General features: G+C 73.3%; 17 protein-coding genes and 1 pseudogene. 10 read left to right on the forward strand and 8 right to left on the reverse strand.

Features of this window, described 5'->3' with window-relative positions; all coding sequences use genetic code 11:
• The first annotated feature begins 16 nt into the window (after positions 1–16).
• From J421_RS03160 to J421_RS03175, 4 genes are all read left to right on the forward strand, one after another.
• Positions 17–1726: an amidohydrolase gene (locus tag J421_RS03160; RefSeq protein WP_025409716.1), complete on the forward strand. Its 1710-nt coding sequence runs from the start codon at positions 17–19 to the stop codon at positions 1724–1726.
• Between the two features lie 195 nt (positions 1727–1921).
• A complete protein-coding gene (locus J421_RS03165; protein ID WP_025409717.1) occupies positions 1922–2338 on the forward strand; it encodes a hypothetical protein in 417 nt (138 codons plus the stop codon).
• 22 nt (positions 2339–2360) lie between these two features.
• On the forward strand, positions 2361–2969 hold the full coding sequence (locus J421_RS03170) for a hypothetical protein (RefSeq protein WP_025409718.1): 609 nt from the start codon (positions 2361–2363) through the stop codon (positions 2967–2969).
• Between the two features lie 22 nt (positions 2970–2991).
• Positions 2992–3909 carry a polysaccharide deacetylase family protein gene (locus J421_RS03175; protein WP_201773089.1) on the forward strand — a complete coding sequence of 306 codons (918 nt, stop codon included), beginning with the start codon at positions 2992–2994 and terminating at the stop codon, positions 3907–3909.
• 173 nt (positions 3910–4082) lie between these two features.
• On the opposite strand, the gene J421_RS03180 is transcribed toward J421_RS03175, so the two are convergent.
• The 3 genes and pseudogenes from J421_RS03180 to J421_RS03195 all read right to left on the reverse strand — a co-directional run bounded on the left by J421_RS03180 (position 4083) and on the right by J421_RS03195 (position 7101).
• On the reverse strand, positions 4083–6341 hold the full coding sequence (locus J421_RS03180) for an ABC transporter permease (protein ID WP_104022189.1): 2259 nt from the start codon (positions 6339–6341) through the stop codon (positions 4083–4085).
• A 221-nt stretch (positions 6342–6562) separates the two neighbouring features.
• A pseudogene (locus J421_RS33800) lies at positions 6563–6751 on the reverse strand (permease prefix domain 1-containing protein); the annotation flags it as partial.
• A gap of 5 nt (positions 6752–6756) precedes the next feature.
• On the reverse strand, positions 6757–7101 hold the full coding sequence (locus tag J421_RS03195) for a PadR family transcriptional regulator (RefSeq protein WP_025409722.1): 345 nt from the start codon (positions 7099–7101) through the stop codon (positions 6757–6759).
• A gap of 125 nt (positions 7102–7226) precedes the next feature.
• On the opposite strand from J421_RS03195, the gene J421_RS03200 reads away from it, so the two are divergent.
• The 3 genes from J421_RS03200 (at position 7227) to J421_RS03210 (ending at position 9606) form a co-directional block, all read left to right on the forward strand.
• Positions 7227–7640: a VOC family protein gene (locus J421_RS03200; protein WP_025409723.1), complete on the forward strand. Its 414-nt coding sequence runs from the start codon at positions 7227–7229 to the stop codon at positions 7638–7640.
• Entirely contained in the window at positions 7637–8698 is a 1062-nt protein-coding gene (locus J421_RS03205; RefSeq protein WP_025409724.1) for an alpha-hydroxy acid oxidase, read from the forward strand. Before J421_RS03200 ends, J421_RS03205 begins: the two co-directional genes overlap by 4 nt.
• A gap of 83 nt (positions 8699–8781) precedes the next feature.
• On the forward strand, positions 8782–9606 hold the full coding sequence (locus J421_RS03210; protein ID WP_025409725.1) for a choice-of-anchor D domain-containing protein: 825 nt from the start codon (positions 8782–8784) through the stop codon (positions 9604–9606).
• Between the two features lie 169 nt (positions 9607–9775).
• On the opposite strand, the gene J421_RS03215 is transcribed toward J421_RS03210, so the two are convergent.
• The 4 genes from J421_RS03215 to J421_RS03230 all read right to left on the reverse strand — a co-directional run bounded on the left by J421_RS03215 (position 9776) and on the right by J421_RS03230 (position 12728).
• A complete protein-coding gene (locus tag J421_RS03215; RefSeq protein WP_104022192.1) occupies positions 9776–11005 on the reverse strand; it encodes an RNA polymerase sigma factor in 1230 nt (409 codons plus the stop codon).
• A 9-nt stretch (positions 11006–11014) separates the two neighbouring features.
• Entirely contained in the window at positions 11015–11611 is a 597-nt protein-coding gene (locus tag J421_RS03220; RefSeq protein WP_025409726.1) for a dihydrofolate reductase family protein, read from the reverse strand.
• A gap of 45 nt (positions 11612–11656) precedes the next feature.
• Positions 11657–12007 (reverse strand): YciI family protein, encoded by a 351-nt coding sequence (locus J421_RS03225; protein WP_025409727.1) that lies wholly within the window; start codon positions 12005–12007, stop codon positions 11657–11659.
• A 91-nt stretch (positions 12008–12098) separates the two neighbouring features.
• Positions 12099–12728, reverse strand: coding sequence for a hypothetical protein (locus tag J421_RS03230; protein WP_025409728.1), 630 nt, complete (start codon positions 12726–12728; stop codon positions 12099–12101).
• Positions 12729–12969: 241 nt separating this feature from the next.
• Between J421_RS03230 and J421_RS03235 the strand changes: the two genes are divergently transcribed.
• The 3 genes from J421_RS03235 to J421_RS03245 are packed head-to-tail and all read left to right on the forward strand — an operon-like array spanning position 12970 to position 15572.
• Positions 12970–13365 (forward strand): YciI family protein, encoded by a 396-nt coding sequence (locus tag J421_RS03235; RefSeq protein WP_025409729.1) that lies wholly within the window; start codon positions 12970–12972, stop codon positions 13363–13365.
• A 12-nt stretch (positions 13366–13377) separates the two neighbouring features.
• A complete protein-coding gene (locus J421_RS03240) occupies positions 13378–14640 on the forward strand; it encodes an RNA polymerase sigma factor (protein ID WP_025409730.1) in 1263 nt (420 codons plus the stop codon).
• Complete coding sequence (locus J421_RS03245) at positions 14637–15572, forward strand: alpha/beta fold hydrolase (protein ID WP_025409731.1); 936 nt, start codon at positions 14637–14639, stop codon at positions 15570–15572. The genes J421_RS03240 and J421_RS03245 overlap by 4 nt, the downstream gene beginning before the upstream one ends.
• Before the next feature lie 97 nt (positions 15573–15669).
• On the opposite strand, the gene J421_RS03250 is transcribed toward J421_RS03245, so the two are convergent.
• Entirely contained in the window at positions 15670–16146 is a 477-nt protein-coding gene (locus J421_RS03250) for a cupin domain-containing protein (protein ID WP_025409732.1), read from the reverse strand.
• Positions 16147–16194 lie beyond the last annotated feature (48 nt).

Genomic DNA, 16194 nt, shown 5'->3' on the forward strand with positions numbered 1-16194 from the left:
TGAAGGAGCGACCATCATGACCGACCGACGGACCCGCAGAGAGTTCCTCGGCCTCACCGCGCTCGCCGCCGTCGGATCGCCTCGCGCGCTCCGCGCGGCACCGGCCGCGTTCGTCGACCGCAGCATCGATCCGGACCTCGTGCTGTTCAACGCGAAGGTCCACACGATGGACGCGGCGCTGCCGACGGCGGAGGCGTTCGCGGTGCGCGGCGGCCGCTTCGTCGCCGTGGGACGCTCGGCCGACGTGCGCTCGCTCGCCGGACCGCGCACGCGCGCGATCGACGCGAAGGGCATGACCGTGGTGCCCGGGTTCATCGACTGCCACAACCACGCCGGCGGCACGACGCTGCTCTACGAGGTGCTCGTCGGCAATCCGTTCGAGGTGGAGTTCGTCACCATCGACAGCATCGTGGAGAAGCTGCGCGCCCGCGCGCGCGAGACGCCGCCGGGCACCTGGGTGGCGGGCTACTTCCACGACGACACGAAGCTGAAGGACGGCCGACCGCTCACCGTGCGCGACCTCGACCGCGTGTCCACCGAGCACCCGGTCGTCGTGAACCACCGCGGCGGGCACACGTCGTTCTACAACACGACGGCGTTCGAGCTCGCGCACGTCGGGCGCGACACGCCGAACCCGCCCGGCGGCACGTTCGACCGCGACGCGAGCGGCGCGCTGAACGGGCGTGTCACCGACCGCGCACGCGCCGTGTTCGCCAACGTCGGCCGACGCCCCACGTACGGCCCCGCCGAGGCCGCGCGCCGCGAGCGCGACGGGCTCGCGCACATCTCCAAGCAGTTCGCGCGCTACGGCCTCACCAGCGTGCACCACGAAGGGGGCGACCTCGCCGCGCTGCAGGACGTGCGCGCGCGCGGCGACCTGCACCACCGCGTGAGCTACGAGGCGAGCGGCCGCGTGCTCGACGCGATGCTCGCGAGCGGCATCCTGACCGGCTTCGGCGACGAGTGGATCCGGTTCGGCGCGACGTCGGAGCACACGGTCGACGGCTCGTTCTCCGAGCGCACGATGGCGATGAGCGTGCCGTACGCGGGGACGACGTACAAGGGAAACGTCACCGAGACGCAGGCCGAGCTCGACGCGTGGGTGGAGCGCGTGCACCGCGCCGGCATCCAGGTGAACTGCCACGCGAACGGCGACGTGGCGATCGACATGTACCTCACCGCGTTCGAGCGCGCGCAGCGGGCGTTCCCGCGCGCCGACGCGCGCCCCAAGATCACGCACTGCACGCTCGTGAACGCCGACCTCGTACGCCGCATGAAAGCGCTCGGCGCCGTCCCGGCGATGTTCACGACGTACGCGTACTACAACACCGACAAGTTCCCGTTCTACGGTGCGGAGCTCATGACGCGGTGCATGGCCTTTCGGACGATGCTCGACGCCGGCATCAGGGCCGCCGCCGGCTCGGACTTCTCGCCCGGGCCGTTCGCGCCGCTCATGGGGATCCAGGGGATGGTGATGCGCACCGGGTGGGACGGCACGACGTGGGGCGCGAACCAGCGCGTGACGGTCGACGAGGCGATCCGCATCAACACGCTCCACGGCGCGTGGGCGTCGAAGGAGGAAGCGCTCAAGGGATCGATCGCCGCGGGCAAGCTCGCCGACTTCGTGGTGCTCGCGGACGACCCGCACGCCGTCCCGGCGGAGAAGATCAAGGACGTCGCGATCGTCCGGACGGTGGTCGGCGGGGAGACGACGTACGAGGCATGAACGCCCGACGGCTGCCTAACGCTTCTCGGCCCCGCGCATCCGCTCCCGCCAGGTACACGGTCGCCATCCGCCCGCGCCGAGGACGCACGCGCGCTGCCGCGGGGTGGACATCGGCGAGGGGCGCGAGGCTCACGGTGGGCGGCGAGCGGCGCTAACGTAGCGGCGCGGTCCGACACCGGCCAGACGGAGGCTCTCATGGAGACACGGCGTCTGCTCGCGGCGCTCACGCTCGCGAACCTGGCACTGCTCGCGCTCAACCTCGTGCTGACGGCGCGCCCGGCCGCGGCCCGCGCCGCGCAGGACGTCGCGCCCGTCGTGCGCGCCCGCGCGCTCGAGATCGTCGACGCGCAGGGACGCGTGCGCGCGAGCCTCGGTGTGCTGCCGCCGAGCGCGCCGGGATCCGCGGAGACGGTGCTGCTCCGACTCATCACCGAGCGCGGCCGCCCCTCGGTCAAGATCGGCGCGTCGGAGGAGACCGCGGGGCTGAGCTTCGCCGGCCCCACGGGGACGCGCGACACGTACGTCATCCTGCAGGCGAAGGGGACGGCGACCTCGCTCAAGCTTCGCAACGAGGACGGCCGCGAGCAGGTGGTGCGTCCCGAGACGCGTTAGGCGCGCGGGCATTAGGCGTCGCATGTCGGACGACACCGCTCCCCTCGCGGACCGGCAGCACGCACGGCCGCTGCTCCGTCTCGCGCTCGAGGTCCTGCTCATCGCCGCCGGCGTGTTCCTCGGCCTCGCGGGGGACCAGTGGCGCGAGAATGCGAGCCATCGCGCGCTCGCGCGCGAGACGCTGCGGCGGTTCCGCGCGGAGATCGCGGCCAACCGCGCCGCGGTCGCCGCGGTGCGCGACTACCACGTCACCACCCTGCGCGACCTGCGGAAGTACCTGTCGACCAGCCACGCGACGCGCAACGTGGCCGACGTGCACCTTCGCGGGCTGCGCGGGGTGCCGTTCGAGCACACTGCGTGGGATCTCGCCATGAGCGCGCAGGCGCTGTCGTACGTGCCGCCCGACGTGGCCGTCGAGCTGTCGCGCGTGTACAACAAGCAGCAGGCGTACGCGCAGCTCTCGCAGGGCGTCACGCAGTCCATGTACCTGCTCCCCCGCTGGGACAACTTCGACGGGCTCGCGAGCGCCGCCGAGGTGTACTTCTCGGACCTCGTGGTGATGGAGCCCGAACTGCTCGCCGCGTACGACCGCATCGTGCCGCACATCGACGCCGCGCTGCGAGGCCGGTAGCGCGCCGTTCCCGGGAGACTCGATGACATCGCGCCCACTCTCGATCGCCCTCGCATCGATGCTGCTCGCCGCGGCGGCGTCGGCACAGCCCACCGTCGCCGAGCGCCTCGGCTACCCGCGCGACGCGAAGCTCCTCATCCTGCACGCCGACGACCTCGGGGTCGCGCACTCGGTGAACGCGGCGAGCTTCGATGCGCTCGACCGCGGCGCGGTGTCGTCGGCGAGCGTGATGATGCCGACGCCGTGGGTCACCGAGGTCGCCGCGTACGCGCGCGCGCATCCCGACGCGGACATCGGGCTGCACCTCACGCTCACGAGCGAGTGGGAGACGTATCGCTGGGGCCCGCTCGCCTCGCGCGACGCGGTGCGCGGCCTCGTCGACTCCGCCGGCACGCTGTGGAAGGACACGCCGCTCGTGACCGCGCACGCCACGCCCGCCGAGGCCGAGCGCGAGGTGCGCGCGCAGATCGAGGCCGCGCTGCGCGTCGGCATCCGCCCGACGCACATCGACAGCCACATGGGCTCCCTGTTCACGACGCCGGAGATGATCGCCGTGATCGTGCGCCTGGGCCACGAGTACGGCCTGCCGTTCCTCGGCCTGCGCGTCCCCGCGTTCACGGCGGCGGGACTCGCGGAGCGCGACGTCATCCCCGATGCGGTCGTGATGGCCGACGAGAACGTACCGCGCGACCGGTGGAAGCAGTTCTACGTCGACGCCGTGAAGTCGCTGAAGCCGGGCCTCACCGAGATGATCGTGCACCTCGGCCACGACGACGCCGAGCTGCAGGCCGTCATGGTGAACCACGAGCCGTACGGCTCCGCGTGGCGGCAGCGCGACTACGACGTCGTCACGAGCCCCGAGTTCCGGCGCGCGCTCGACGAGAACCACGTCGTGCTCGTGAAATGGCGCGATATCCAGAAGCTCACCGCGCCACGGTGATCATCGTGGCAGTCCTGGACTCCACGTACGAGCTTCAATAGGACTGAAGAAGGACTGAAGAAGGACTGAAGAAGGACTGAAGCAGGACACTTGAAAGGTTCCTTCTTCAGTCCTCCTTCAGTCCTTCTTCAGTCCTACAGAAACACGTACGTGGAGTCCGGCACGGCCACGACTCACTGCGCGCGCAGCGTGTCCACCGGCTGCGCGCGGCTCGCCGCCCGCGCCGGCACCCACGACGCCGCGACGCCCGTCGCCACGAGCAGCAGCAGCACGCCGCCGAACGTCACCGGGTCGCGCGGCGGCACGCCGAAGAGCAGCCCGCGCAGGGCGCCCGCGACGAGCAGCGCGGCCGCGACGCCGAGCGCGGCGCCGGCCGCCGTGAGCCGCAGCCCGGCGCGCACCACGAGCCACTGCACCTGCGTCGGCCGGGCGCCTAACGCGACGCGGATCCCCATCTCCCGGATGCGCCGGCGCGTGAGCTGCGCGACCACGCCGTACTCGCCGACCACCGCGAGCACGAGCCCCACCGCGGCGAACGCGACGAGCAGCGTCATGAGGAACCGCTGCCGCGCGAGCGACGCCGCACGGATCTCGGCCACCGTGCGCAGCTCGCGGATCGGGAGGTCGCGGTCCAGCTGCGCCACGAGCCGCCGCACCGGCGCGGCGAGCCGCGTGGGATCGCACTCCCGGCAGCCGGCCCGCACGAGCAGCGTCATGTACTCGTTCGGCGCCTGCGCGAATGGGTAGAGCACCTGGATCTGCGGCGCCTCGGCGAGCGCGTGCTGGTGCTGGTCCCCCACGACGCCGACGATCGTGTACCACGTCGTGGTGGAGTCGGGCACCTTGTCGAACGCGATGCGCTGCCCCACCGGATCCTGGCCGCGGAAGTACGAGCGCGCGAGCGCGTCGTTGATCACCACCACCTTCGGCGCGCCGTCGGCGTCCGCCGCGGTGAACGCGCGGCCGCGCAGCACCGGGATGCGCAGCGTGCGGAAGTAGTCGGGCGACGCGATGCCGTGCGCCACCTCGGTGCCGTAGTCTCCGGCCGGACGCCCCGCGACCACGAAGTCGCTCGTCCACCCCGTGCCGGCGAGCGGCGGCACGAGCGTGAGCGCGACGCGCTCGACGCCGGGAAGCGCGCGGGCGCGCGTCGTCAGCTCGTCGTAGAACGCGCGCACCTTCTGCGGCGTGTCGTAGCGCACGCTCGGCAGCGCGAGCGTGACGGCCAGCACGCCGGCGCCGTCGAACCCGGCCGGCACGCGGTCGAGCGCGCGCACGCTGCGCACGAGCAGCCCGGCGCCCACGGCGAGCAGGAGCGACATCGCGACCTCGGCGACGACGAGCGCGCTCGCCCACCGCGAGGCGCGCGGGCCGGCGCTCGCCGCGCGGCCGCCCTCGCGCAGCGTCGCGGCGGGACGGCGCCGCCCGGCCCACAGCGCGGGCGCGACACCGAACAGCACCCCGCTCGCCGCGGTGATCGCGACGACGTAGACGAGCACCGACCAGTCGAGGCCGAAGTCGCGCACGCGCAGCAGCCCCGCCGGCTGGAGCGCGACGAGCGCGCGCGTCGCGGCCCATCCCACCGCGAGCCCCGCCGCGCCGCCGATGGCCGACAGCACGAGGCTGTCGGTGATCGCCTGCCGCACGACGCGGCCGCGCGTCGCGCCCAACGCGAGGCGCACCGACAGCTCCCGCTCCTGCCCCGCCGCGCGCACGAGCAGCAGGTTGCCGACGTTCGCGCACGAGATGAGCAGCAGCAGCGCGACCGCGGCGAGCAGGAAGAGCAGCGGCACGCGCGTGTCGCCGACGAGGAACTCCTGCAGCGGCGTCATCCCCGCGCCCATGTAGCGGTTCGTGCGTGGGTACTGCCGCTTCAGCCGCTCGACGACGACCTGGAGCTGCGCGCGCGCCTGCTCGAGCGTCACGCTGGGCTTGAGCCGCGCGATCGCCCGGGCGTAGTGGGCGCGGCGGAACGACTCGTCGGCGCGATCGCTCGGCTTCCACGCTGACGGAAGCCACAGGTCGGTCGACTCGTCGGGCAGCACGACGCTCGACGGCACGACGCCGACGATCTGCGTCGGCTGGCCGTCGAGCACCAGCGTGCGGCCGACGATGCGCGGGTCGGCGCCGAAGCGCTCGCGCCACGCGCGCTCGCCGAGCACCGCGACGCGCGTGCCGGTCTCCCACGTCTCGGCGTCGACGAACGTGCGGCCGAGGCGCGCGCGCGCGCGCCGAGGAGCGCGAAGAAGTTGCCCGTCACCGTGCCGGCGCGCAGCAGCGTCGGCTCCCCCTGCCCCGTGAGCGTGACCGACGACGCGCCGTCCCCGTACGCGGCGACGTCGGCGAACGCCGGCACCCCCTCGCGCCAGTCGAGGATGTTCGCCGGCGCGTCGACCTGCCGGTACCACCCCTTCTCCGGGTTCTCCTCCCACAGCATCACGAGCCGTCCCGGCGCGGCGAACGGTAGCGGCCGCAGGATGACCGCGTTCACCGCGGAGAAGATCGCCGCGTTCGCGCCGATGCCTAACGCGAGGATGAACGTCGCGGCGAGCGCGAGCCCCGGGCGGCGCCGCAGCGCGCGCAGCGCGAGCCGCACGTCCGCCGCCGCGTCGTGCAGCGCGCGTCCGCCGCGCACGGCGCGGTGGTCCTCGCGCACGCGCTCGACGTAGCCGAAGTCGCGGCGCGCGCGCCGGCGCGCCTCGTCGGGCGCCATGCCGAGGCGCACGTTCTTCTCCGTCTCGAGCGCGAGGTGGTGGCGGATCTCCTCGTCGAGCTCCCGGCCGACGTCGCGCGGGTGGAGAAGCGCGCGGGCACGCGCGGCGATTCCCTTCAGGCGGCTCATGGCGGTCACACGATGCGCAGGATCATGTCGACGGCCGCGACGTAGCGTCGCCAGCTGTCGGTCTCCGCGCCGAGCGCCCGACGGCCGGCGGCGGTGAGCGAGTAGTACTTCGCGCGGCGGTTGTTCTCCGTCGTGTGCCAGCGGCTGTCGATCCAGCCCTTCTGCTCCAGCCGCTGGAGCGCCGGGTAGAGCGACCCCTGGTTCACGTCGAGCACGCCCTCGGAGAACTGCTGGATGCGCTGGCTGATCCCCCAGCCGTGCATCGGCTCGAGCGTGAGCGTCTTCAGCACGAGCAGGTCGAGCGTGCCGCGGAGGACGTCGGACGGCGGCGACGGCGGGAGCGGGGTCATGGGCTCTGTTGTCGGGTTTCGACAGGAACGTGCGGCCGCTCCTGTCGGAAGTCAAGAGAAGCGTGACGAGCCACGCCTCGCGTGTACCTTTCCCGACTCGTCACCCCACACCCGGAGGACCGCGGATGAAGGCGTTCCAGCCCTACCTCAACTTCGACGGCGGCACCCGCGAGGCGATGACGTTCTATCACCGGTGCCTCGGCGGCGAGCTGCAGATGCAGACGTTCGCCGACGCGCACGTCCCCGGCCCGCCGGGCTCCGAGCAGCGCGTGATGCACGCGCGCCTCGCGAGCGGCGCCGCGGTGCTCATGGCCTCGGACACCATGCCCGGCCACGCGTTCACGCCGGGCAACAACGTGCACGTCAACGTCGACTGCGACAGCGTCGACGAGATCGAGCGGATCTTCGCGGCGATGAGCGAGGGCGCGACCGTCACCATGCCGCTGCAGGACACGTTCTGGGGCGCGCGGTTCGGCATGCTCGTCGACCGCTTCGGCGTGAACTGGATGTTCAACTGCGAGCTGAAGCCGCAGGGATGACCGGCGGTCCGACGGCGCACGACGTCCTGAGCCTCCCCGAGCTCGAGGAGCTCGCGCGCCGCCGCCTGCCCGCCACGACGTACGAGTATCTCGCGTCCGGTGCCGCCGACGAGCACACCGTGCGCTGGAACCGCGAGGCGTACGACCGCCTGCGCCTCCGCCCGCGCGTGCTGCGCGACGTCGCCGCGGTGGACACGCGCCTAACGCTGTTGGGCACCGCGCTCCCCTTCCCCATCCTCCTCGCGCCGACCGCGTACCACCGCGCGATGCACCCCGAGGGGGAGCTCGCCACCGCGGCCGGCGCGGGCGCGGCGGGCGCGGCGTGGGTCGTGAGCGGCGCCACCACCACACCGCTGGAGGCGATCGCCGCCGTGGCGCGCGCCCCGCTCTGGTTCCAGCTCTACGTGCAGCCCACGCGCGACGCGAACCGCGACATCGTGGCGACCGCGGAGGGCGCCGGCTGCACCGCGCTCTGCGTCACGGTGGACACGCCGGTGCTCGGCGCGCGCGACCGCCAGACGCGCGCGCGCTTCGGGCTCCCGGAGGGCGTGACGGCGCCGTACATGGCGCAGCGCGGCGGACGGCCGATCACCGACATCCACCGCGCGGTGTCGGTGACGTGGGACGACGTCGCGTGGCTCCGCTCCGTCGCGCGCGTGCCGCTGCTGCTGAAGGGCATTCTCACCGCCGACGACGCCGCGCTCGCGGTGGACGCGGGCGCCGACGGCGTGATCGTGTCGAACCACGGCGGCCGCAACCTCGACACGCTCCCGGCGACGATCGACGCGCTCCCCGAGGTCGTCGCCGCCGTCGGCGACCGCGTGCCGGTGCTCGTCGACGGCGGCGTGCGCCGCGGCACCGACGTGCTGAAGGCGCTCGCGTCCGGCGCGCGCGCGGTGCTCGTCGGCCGGCCATACTGCTACGCCCTCGCGCTGTTCGGCGCCGACGGCGTGACGCGCGTCGTCGAGATCCTGCGCGCGGAGCTGGAGATGGCGATGCAGCTCACGGGGCGCCGGACGCTCGACGAGGTGGACCGCGGGGCGCTCTGGGACGGGTGACGCCGTGAGACGGATCGGGGCGTGGGCGCGTGAAACCGCTAGCCCCCCACAACCCGATCACCGTCCAACGCGGAAGCTCTCTCATGTCGTGGCTCGATCGATTCGCCGGCCCCATTCGTCGGCGCGCCCGCGCGCCGCTCTCGCTCGCCCTGCTCGTCGCCGCCGCGTGCGCCGACGACGGCGCCACCGCGCCGCATCGTACGCCGGCCGCGCGCGCGTCGGCCGACTACGCCCCCTCGTCGGTGCAGCCGGTCGTCTATCTCTCGACCGACAACCTGACGTTCGCGCCCCAGGCGTTAGGCACCTCCAGCGCGGCGCAGACCGTCGTCGTCGCCAACAACGGGGGCGGGCTGCTCTACCTCGGCCCGATCATCGCCAATGCGCCGTTCGCGCAGACGAACAACTGCCCCTACGTCCTCGCGGGGTACGACAGCTGCACCATCACCGTCTGGTACACGCCGACCGCCAGCGGCACGCAGTACGGGTGGCTGTCCATCTCGAGCAACGCGCCGGTGGGTCCCTACGGGGTGACGCTCACCGGGACCGGCTACGTCCCCACCCCCGCGCTCAGCCTGACCCCGACGAGCATGGGCTTCGGCACGCTGTACCTCGGCACCGCCACCTCGGGACGTCCGGTGAAGATCACGAGCACCGGCAACGTGCCGCTCGTCATCGCGTCGGCGACGCTCGGCGGCGCGAACCCGGGCGACTTCGGGATCTGGAACGACGGGTGCAGCGGGGCCACGCTCGCCCCGGGTACCTCGTGCACCCTCTACGTGACCTTCGAGCCGCTTCGCATCGGCACGCGCACGGCGACGATCACCATCGCGCACAACGCCGCCGGGAGCCCGAGCGTGGTGTCGTTGAGCGGCGCCGGCGCGAAGCCGCCGGGCGGCATCATTCCCTGACGAGCAGGTCGAGCGGCGAACGTCGACTGATTTTTACCACAGAGGACACGGAGGACACAGAGGAGAAACCTTTCAAGAGAAGTTGGTTTCCTCCGTGTCCTCCGTGTCCTCTGTGGTTCGATTCGAAAGGCCAGCCTCCGCGGCCCTCTGCGGCCCTCTGCGGCTCGACTCACGCGCAGTCCGCGATCCGCCGCTCGAGAAACCGTCGCTCCGCCTCGTTGCGCGCGGTGCCTAACGCCGCGGTGAAGTGCTCGCGCGCGGCGGCGCGATTCCCCGCGCGCAGCTCCAGCTCGCCGAGCGCCGCGGCGTAGAACGGGTAGCCGGCGAGCCGCTCGCGGTCAGTGATCGCGTGCAGCGCCGCCAGCCCGCATGCCGCGCCGTCGCGCTCGGCCACGGCGATGGCGCGGTTCAGCGCGACGACGGGCGACGGCGCGATCACCATCAGTCGGTCGTACAGCGCGACGATCGTCGCCCAGTCGGTCGACGCGGCGTCGGGCGCGCTCGCGTGCGCGGCGGCGATCGCCGCCTCCACGTGATAGGCCGACACCTCCGTGCCGGCCGCCGCGCGGTCCAGATGCGCGAGTCCCTCGGCCACGAGGCGCGCGTCCCACGCGGCACGGTCGCGGATGGCCGACGCGTCCAGATCGCCGGCGGCGTCGGTGCGTGCGGGGAGGCGCGCGGCGTGGAGGCACATGAGCGCCGCGAGCGCGTGCGTCGTCGGCGTCGCGGCGGACGCGTGCTCCAGCAGCAGCGTCGTGAGGCGCAGCGCCTCGCCGCAGAGATCCGCGCGCACCGCGCGCTCGCCCGCGCCGTGGTACCCCTCGTTGAACAGCAGATAGAGCGCGCGCCGCACCGCGTCGAGCCGCGGCGCGAAGTCGGCGTTGGCGAGGTCGAACAGCCGCCGCTGCGCGGCGAGCGCGTTCTTGCCGCGTGCGAGCCGCTTCTCCATCGCCGCGCGGCCGACGAGGAACGCGCTCGCGATCTCCGCGGCGCCGAAGCCGCACAGCACGTTCAGCACGAGCGCGACCTGCGCGTCCTGCGACAGCCGCGGATGGCAGCACGAGAACATCATGCGCAGCTGCTCGTCGCGTATCGCGTGCGGCTCGAACGCCTCGTCCACGCCGCTCCACGCCTCGTCCGCCCGCCGAGACAGCTCCGGCGCGGCCGCGCGCGCGGTGCGCTCGCGCCGCAGCACGTCGAGCGCCCGGTGGCGCGCGGTCGCCATGAGCCACGCCGCCGGATTCTCGGGCACGCCGCGCGCCTTCCACACCTCCAGCGCGCGGCAGAACGCGTCCTGCACCACGTCCTCGGCGAGCGCGAGGTTGTGCACGCCGAACACGCGCGTGAGCGCCGCGATCATCCGTCCCGACTCGTGCCGGAAGAGGTGCTCGTCGAGCACGGCCGCCGCCTAACGAGCGAGCGCGTAGCGCAGCACGACGTTGCCCGACGGGTACGGCTTCGCCTCGAGCAGCTCGAGCCGCACCTGCTTGCCCACGTCGCGCACGAGCGGCCGTCCGTCGCCGAGCAGCAGCGGGCCCACCACGAAGTGGTACTCGTCCACGAGCCCGTGCGCGCTGAGCTGCGACACCACGGACCCGCTGCCGAAGATCATGATGTCCTTCCCCGGCCCGTTCTTGATCGCCTCGACCTCGGCGGGGTCGACGTCGCGCAGCAGGCGCGAGTTGGTCCACGTCACGTCGGCGCGCGTCTTCGAGAACACGATCTTCGTCGCCGCGTCGATGTACTCGGCCATCGCGCGGATCGCCGGCGAGCTGCGGCCGGCGTGGTGCGGGTCGGTCGGCGCGTCGAGCACGTGCGGCCAGAACGCCTCGAACATCTCGTACGTGCGCCGCCCGAACAGCATCGTCCCAGCGCCCGGCTCGCCGGCGCGGCCGCCGGTGTCGCGGTCGAGCTGCTCGTCGTTCACGGTCCAGTCGAGCTTCCCGTCCGGCGTGGAGAAGTAGCCGTCGGCGGAGACGCGGTCGAACGCGATGATCTTGCGCATGAGGGGGTCCTCGGAGGGTTGGTCTGTCGTCGGCAGCCACGCAGCTCACATCGCCAACGGCATCACCGGCCGAACCTCCACCGACCCGCCGCCCTGGGCGATCGGGCACCGCGCCGCGAGCTCGGTGGCCTGCGCGAGATCGGTCGCCTCGACGACGATGAAGCCGAGGACGATGTCCTTCGCCTCGACGTACGGACCGTCGATGACCGCGCTGCCGCGCACGACGGCGCCCGTGCGCTCGAGCGGCTGGCCGCGCGCCGCGAGATGGCCGCCCGCCTCCAGCTCGTGGATCCACGCCATGTACGCCTGCAGGCTGCGCTGGGCGCGCTCAGGGGTGCCGAGCGCTTCCTGCTGGCCCTCCGGCGTGGAGCGATAGAGGAAGACGAACTGGCTCATCGTGGCGGACCTCGCGATGTCGGGGGAGTCGGTGGAAGCTGCCGTCGGATCTACGACGCGCGAGCTCCGTCCCGCCGGACATCGGGCTCGGTCAGCGGCGATCGGCCTCCATCGGCGCCGTCACCATCGGGTCGGGGCGCGACGCGAGGAGGTTCGTCACGAAGCGCTGACCCTCGCCGATCCGCTCCACCTCCTCGGCGATCGCCTCCACGGCCTGCGTGAGCCGCGCGATGCGCTGGTCGTCGGCGGGCGTGGCGGCGAGCGGCGCGCCACCGGCCGCGCGGGCGCGCTTGCGGGCGCGGCGACGACGCAGGCCCACGAACGCGAGCGTGAGGAAGACGCCGAGCGTGAACGTGCCGACGGCCATCCCGGCCGCGTCGTCCTCGCTCACGCGCTGCCCCTCGCGGTTGTCCTCGAAGCTCGTCTGGGCGATGACGCCCGGCGGCGCGTTCGCGATCAGCCGCTCGGTGACCGCCTGGTCGCGCTCGAGCTGGAGGATGCGGGCGTCGAGCAGATCCAGGCGCTGCTGGACGCCGGTGCGCGCCTCCTGCGGGAGCGCCTGGTCGCCCTGGGCGTCGAGCGTGCGCACGAGCTGCCCGCGGCGGTTCGTGGCCCGCTCGAGCTGGTCGCGCAGGATCTCGCGCCGCTCGCGCAGCCCACGCAGCTCCTGCGCGTTCTTCGGGAGCCCGTCCAGCGGGAGCGGCCCGTCCGGCAGGGCCACCGCGGACGGCCTCGCGGCGCGCGGCGCAGGCGGGGGCGCCGGGGGCGCGATGGCGGGGACGACGTCCGGGGAGGGGGCCGGCGTCGGTGTGGGGGCGGGGGTGGGCTGCTGCATGGCGGACCTACGGGCTGGCGGAACCGACGGTTTCCCGGACGCGGAACGCCGGAGAAGTTACTCTCGCACGGATGTCGAGCGCGCGCGGTCGGCTCCGACTTCCTGTCGAACCTCTCAGGAGACCACGATGCGCTACATGCTCATGATGAACGCGCCGCGCGGCACGGGCGACTACCAGATCACCTCCTGGGCCCCCGAGGACCTCCGCGCCCACATCGACTTCATGCGCCGGCTCAACCAGGAGCTCACGGCGTCCGGGGAGCTGCTCGGCGCCGAGGGGCTCGCGCCGCCGGGCGAGGCGAAGATCGTGCGCGCCGGCAAGAACGGCGTCCCCGTCACCGACGGGCCGTTTCCCGAGTCGAAGGAGTTCCTCGTCGGCTACTGGATGGTGGAGGTCGACCGCCCGGAGCGCGCCTACGAGATCGCGGCGAAGGCCTCCACCGCGCCGGGGCCGGGCGGCGAGCCGCTCATCCTGCCGATCGAGGTGCGGCAGATCATGAGCGCGCCCCCGACGGACCTCTGACGGCCGACCAACGTGACGGACGCGTTCGACCCCACGCTCGGGCGCCTGCTGCGCGATCTCGCACCGCAGGTGCTCGGCGCCGTGGCGCGCCGGCACCACGACTTCGCGGCGGCGGAGGACGCGGTGCAGGAAGCGCTCATCGCCGCGGCGGCGCAGTGGCCGACGCAGGGCGTCCCGGCGAACCCGCGCGGCTGGCTCTATCACGTCGCCGTCCGGCGGCTCACCGACCAGGTGCGGAGCGAGATGGCGCGTCGCCGGCGCGAGGACGCGGTGGCGGGCGCGCCGTGGGCGGAGTTCGCGTTCGTGCCGCCGCCCGACGCGACGATCGACGTGGAGCACGACGACGCGCTCGTGCTGCTGTTCATGTGCTGTCACCCCTCGCTCACGCCGCCGTCGGCGATCGCGCTCACGCTGCGCGCCGTCGGCGGCCTGACGACGGCGGAGATCGCGAGCGCGTTCCTCGTCCCCGAGGCGACGACGGCGCAGCGCATCAGTCGAGCGAAGGCGACCATCCGCGCGTCGCGCGTCCCGTTCGCGCTGCCTAACGACGCCGAGCGCGACGAGCGGCTCGGCGCCGTGCTCCACGTGCTGTACCTGATCTTCAACGAGGGCTACGCGAGCTCCTCGGGCCCCGCCGTGCACCGCGACGATCTCGCCGACGAGGCGATCCGGCTCGCGCGCATGCTGCACGCGCTGCTCCCCGACGATCCCGAGGCCACGGGGCTGCTCGCGCTCATGCTGCTCACCGACGCGCGCCGCGACGCGCGCACCGGCCCCGACGGCGAGGTGATCCCGCTCGACGAGCAGGACCGCGCGCTGTGGAACCGCGCACAGGTCGACGAGGGGACCGCGCTCGTCGGCCGCGCGATGGCCGGCGGCGTGATCGGCCCGTACGTGCTGCAGGCCGCCGTCGCCGCGGAGCACGACGCGGCGCCGAGCGTGACGGAGACGAACTGGACGCGCATCGAGTGGCTCTACGAGCTGCTGGAACGGTTAGGCGACAACCCCATGGTCGCGCTGAACCGCGCCGTCGCGACGGCGATGGTGCGCGGTCCCGCCGCGGGGCTCGAGCGGCTCGCGGCGCTCGACGCCGACGCGCGCATCGCGGGGCACTACCGGCTCGACGCGGTGCGCGCGCATCTGCACGAGATGGCGGGCGACGCCGAGCGCGCGGCGGCACACTACCGGGCCGCGGCGGCGCGCACGGCCAGCGTTCCCGAGCGCGACTACCTGGCGATGCGGGCCGCGCGGCTCGCGGGAGGATCTCCGAGATGATCTGGCGCCTCGTCGCGCGTGCCGCGGCCGTGGCCGCGCTCGCGCAGCCGTCCCGGGACGGCGACTTCACGACCGCCGACGGCGCGCGGCTGCACTACCGTGTGGTGGGCACCGCGGCCGACACGGTGATCGCGATCCACGGCGGTCCGGGCGTGGACCTCGAGAGCATCGCCGGCGACTTCGCGCCGCTCGCCGCGCGACACACGGTGATCTTCTACGACCAGCGCGGCGCCGGCCGCTCGGAGCTGCCCACGGACACGACCCGACTCGGCGCGCAGCAGCAGATCGACGACCTCGACGCGGTGCGCGATCACTTCGGGCTCGCACGCGCGACGCTCGTCGCGCACTCGTACGGGCCGCTGCTCGCGGCGAGCTACGCGATCGCGCACCCGGACCGCGTGAAGCGCATGGTGTTCTTCGGCCCCGTGCCGCCGGCGCGCGGCGACTTCTGGAAGCGGTTCGGCGACGCGATGGCGTCGCGGCTCGACGGCGCCGCGCGCGCGCGACTCGCCGCCGCGGGGCGCGTGCTCGCCGACGCGAACGCGGACGACGCGGCGATCCGTCGGGCGTGCCGCGAGTACTGGGGCGCCGCACTTCCCCCGCGGCTGGCCGACGCGCGCACGACCCTGCGCTCGGATCTCTGCGCGTCCGACGCGCGCGGCATCCGGTACGGTCTGCAGACGACGAACCGCGTCGTGATGGCGTCGTACGGCGACTGGGACCTGCGCCCGGCGCTGCGGCATCTCGCCGTGCCGACGCTCGTCGTGCACGGCGAGGCGGACGCGATCCCGATGGACCTCGTGGCCGAGTGGGCGACGTCGCTGCCTAACGCGACGCTGCTGCGGGTTCCGGGCGCGGCACACTTCGCCTACGCCGAGCGGCCGGACGTCGTGTGGCCGGCGGTGGAGCGGTTCCTGGCGGGTGAGCGTTAGCGCGAATCATTGAACCGCAGAGGACGCAGAGGGCCGCAGAGGAAACCAACAACGAATGGTTTTCCTCTGCGGCCCTCTGCGTCCTCTGCGGTTCAATTCAGACGGCCCCCGCGGCGCGCACGTAGCGGTAGCCGTGCGCCGCCGCGATCGCGCCGAGCACCGCGAAGTCGGGCGCGCCGGGCTGGGCGAGCGCTTCGGCGCTGTGCGCGTAGAAGCGGTCGAAGCCGGCCGCGTTCGTGAGCACCCAGTGCTTGCCGGCGCGGTCACCGGCCACGTGGAACGTGTGCGCGAGCCCGCGCGGCAGGAACACGACGCTTCCCGGCCCGGCCTCGCTCCAGTTCCCCTCGACGCAGACGCGGTAGTCGCCCTCGACGATGATGAACAGCTCGTCCTCGTGATCGTGCACGTGCATCGGCGGACCGGCCGAGCCCGCGGGAATGGTGGCGAGGCCGAGCACGAGCGCTCCCGCGGTCGCCTCGCTCGTGAGCTTGAACTGGATCTCGTTGCCGAACGCTTTGACGGCGCGGCCGCCGTTAGGCGGCACGATGACGGCGGCGGTCGCGGTGCTGGACATGGACGGCTTCCTCGGTGGCGTGATGGCGTGAGGTGACGCCTGGAGGAT

It is taken from the genome of Gemmatirosa kalamazoonensis (assembly GCF_000522985.1).
In the GTDB taxonomy this organism is placed as follows: Bacteria; Gemmatimonadota; Gemmatimonadetes; order Gemmatimonadales; family Gemmatimonadaceae; genus Gemmatirosa; species Gemmatirosa kalamazoonensis.

What these genes read in the sequence shown, in the direction of transcription:
- J421_RS03160 (WP_025409716.1), top strand. Translation starts at nt 17, where the DNA reads ATGACCGACCGACGGACCCGCAGAGAGTTCCTCGGCCTCACCGCGCTC.
- J421_RS03165 (WP_025409717.1), top strand. Translation starts at nt 1,922, where the DNA reads ATGGAGACACGGCGTCTGCTCGCGGCGCTCACGCTCGCGAACCTGGCA.
- J421_RS03170 (WP_025409718.1), top strand. Translation starts at nt 2,361, where the DNA reads ATGTCGGACGACACCGCTCCCCTCGCGGACCGGCAGCACGCACGGCCG.
- J421_RS03175 (WP_201773089.1), top strand. Translation starts at nt 2,992, where the DNA reads ATGACATCGCGCCCACTCTCGATCGCCCTCGCATCGATGCTGCTCGCC.
- J421_RS03195 (WP_025409722.1), bottom strand. Translation starts at nt 7,101, where the DNA reads ATGACCCCGCTCCCGCCGTCGCCGCCGTCCGACGTCCTCCGCGGCACG.
- J421_RS03200 (WP_025409723.1), top strand. Translation starts at nt 7,227, where the DNA reads ATGAAGGCGTTCCAGCCCTACCTCAACTTCGACGGCGGCACCCGCGAG.
- J421_RS03205 (WP_025409724.1), top strand. Translation starts at nt 7,637, where the DNA reads ATGACCGGCGGTCCGACGGCGCACGACGTCCTGAGCCTCCCCGAGCTC.
- J421_RS03210 (WP_025409725.1), top strand. Translation starts at nt 8,782, where the DNA reads ATGTCGTGGCTCGATCGATTCGCCGGCCCCATTCGTCGGCGCGCCCGC.
- J421_RS03220 (WP_025409726.1), bottom strand. Translation starts at nt 11,611, where the DNA reads ATGCGCAAGATCATCGCGTTCGACCGCGTCTCCGCCGACGGCTACTTC.
- J421_RS03225 (WP_025409727.1), bottom strand. Translation starts at nt 12,007, where the DNA reads ATGAGCCAGTTCGTCTTCCTCTATCGCTCCACGCCGGAGGGCCAGCAG.
- J421_RS03235 (WP_025409729.1), top strand. Translation starts at nt 12,970, where the DNA reads ATGCGCTACATGCTCATGATGAACGCGCCGCGCGGCACGGGCGACTAC.
- J421_RS03245 (WP_025409731.1), top strand. Translation starts at nt 14,637, where the DNA reads ATGATCTGGCGCCTCGTCGCGCGTGCCGCGGCCGTGGCCGCGCTCGCG.
- J421_RS03250 (WP_025409732.1), bottom strand. Translation starts at nt 16,146, where the DNA reads ATGTCCAGCACCGCGACCGCCGCCGTCATCGTGCCGCCTAACGGCGGC.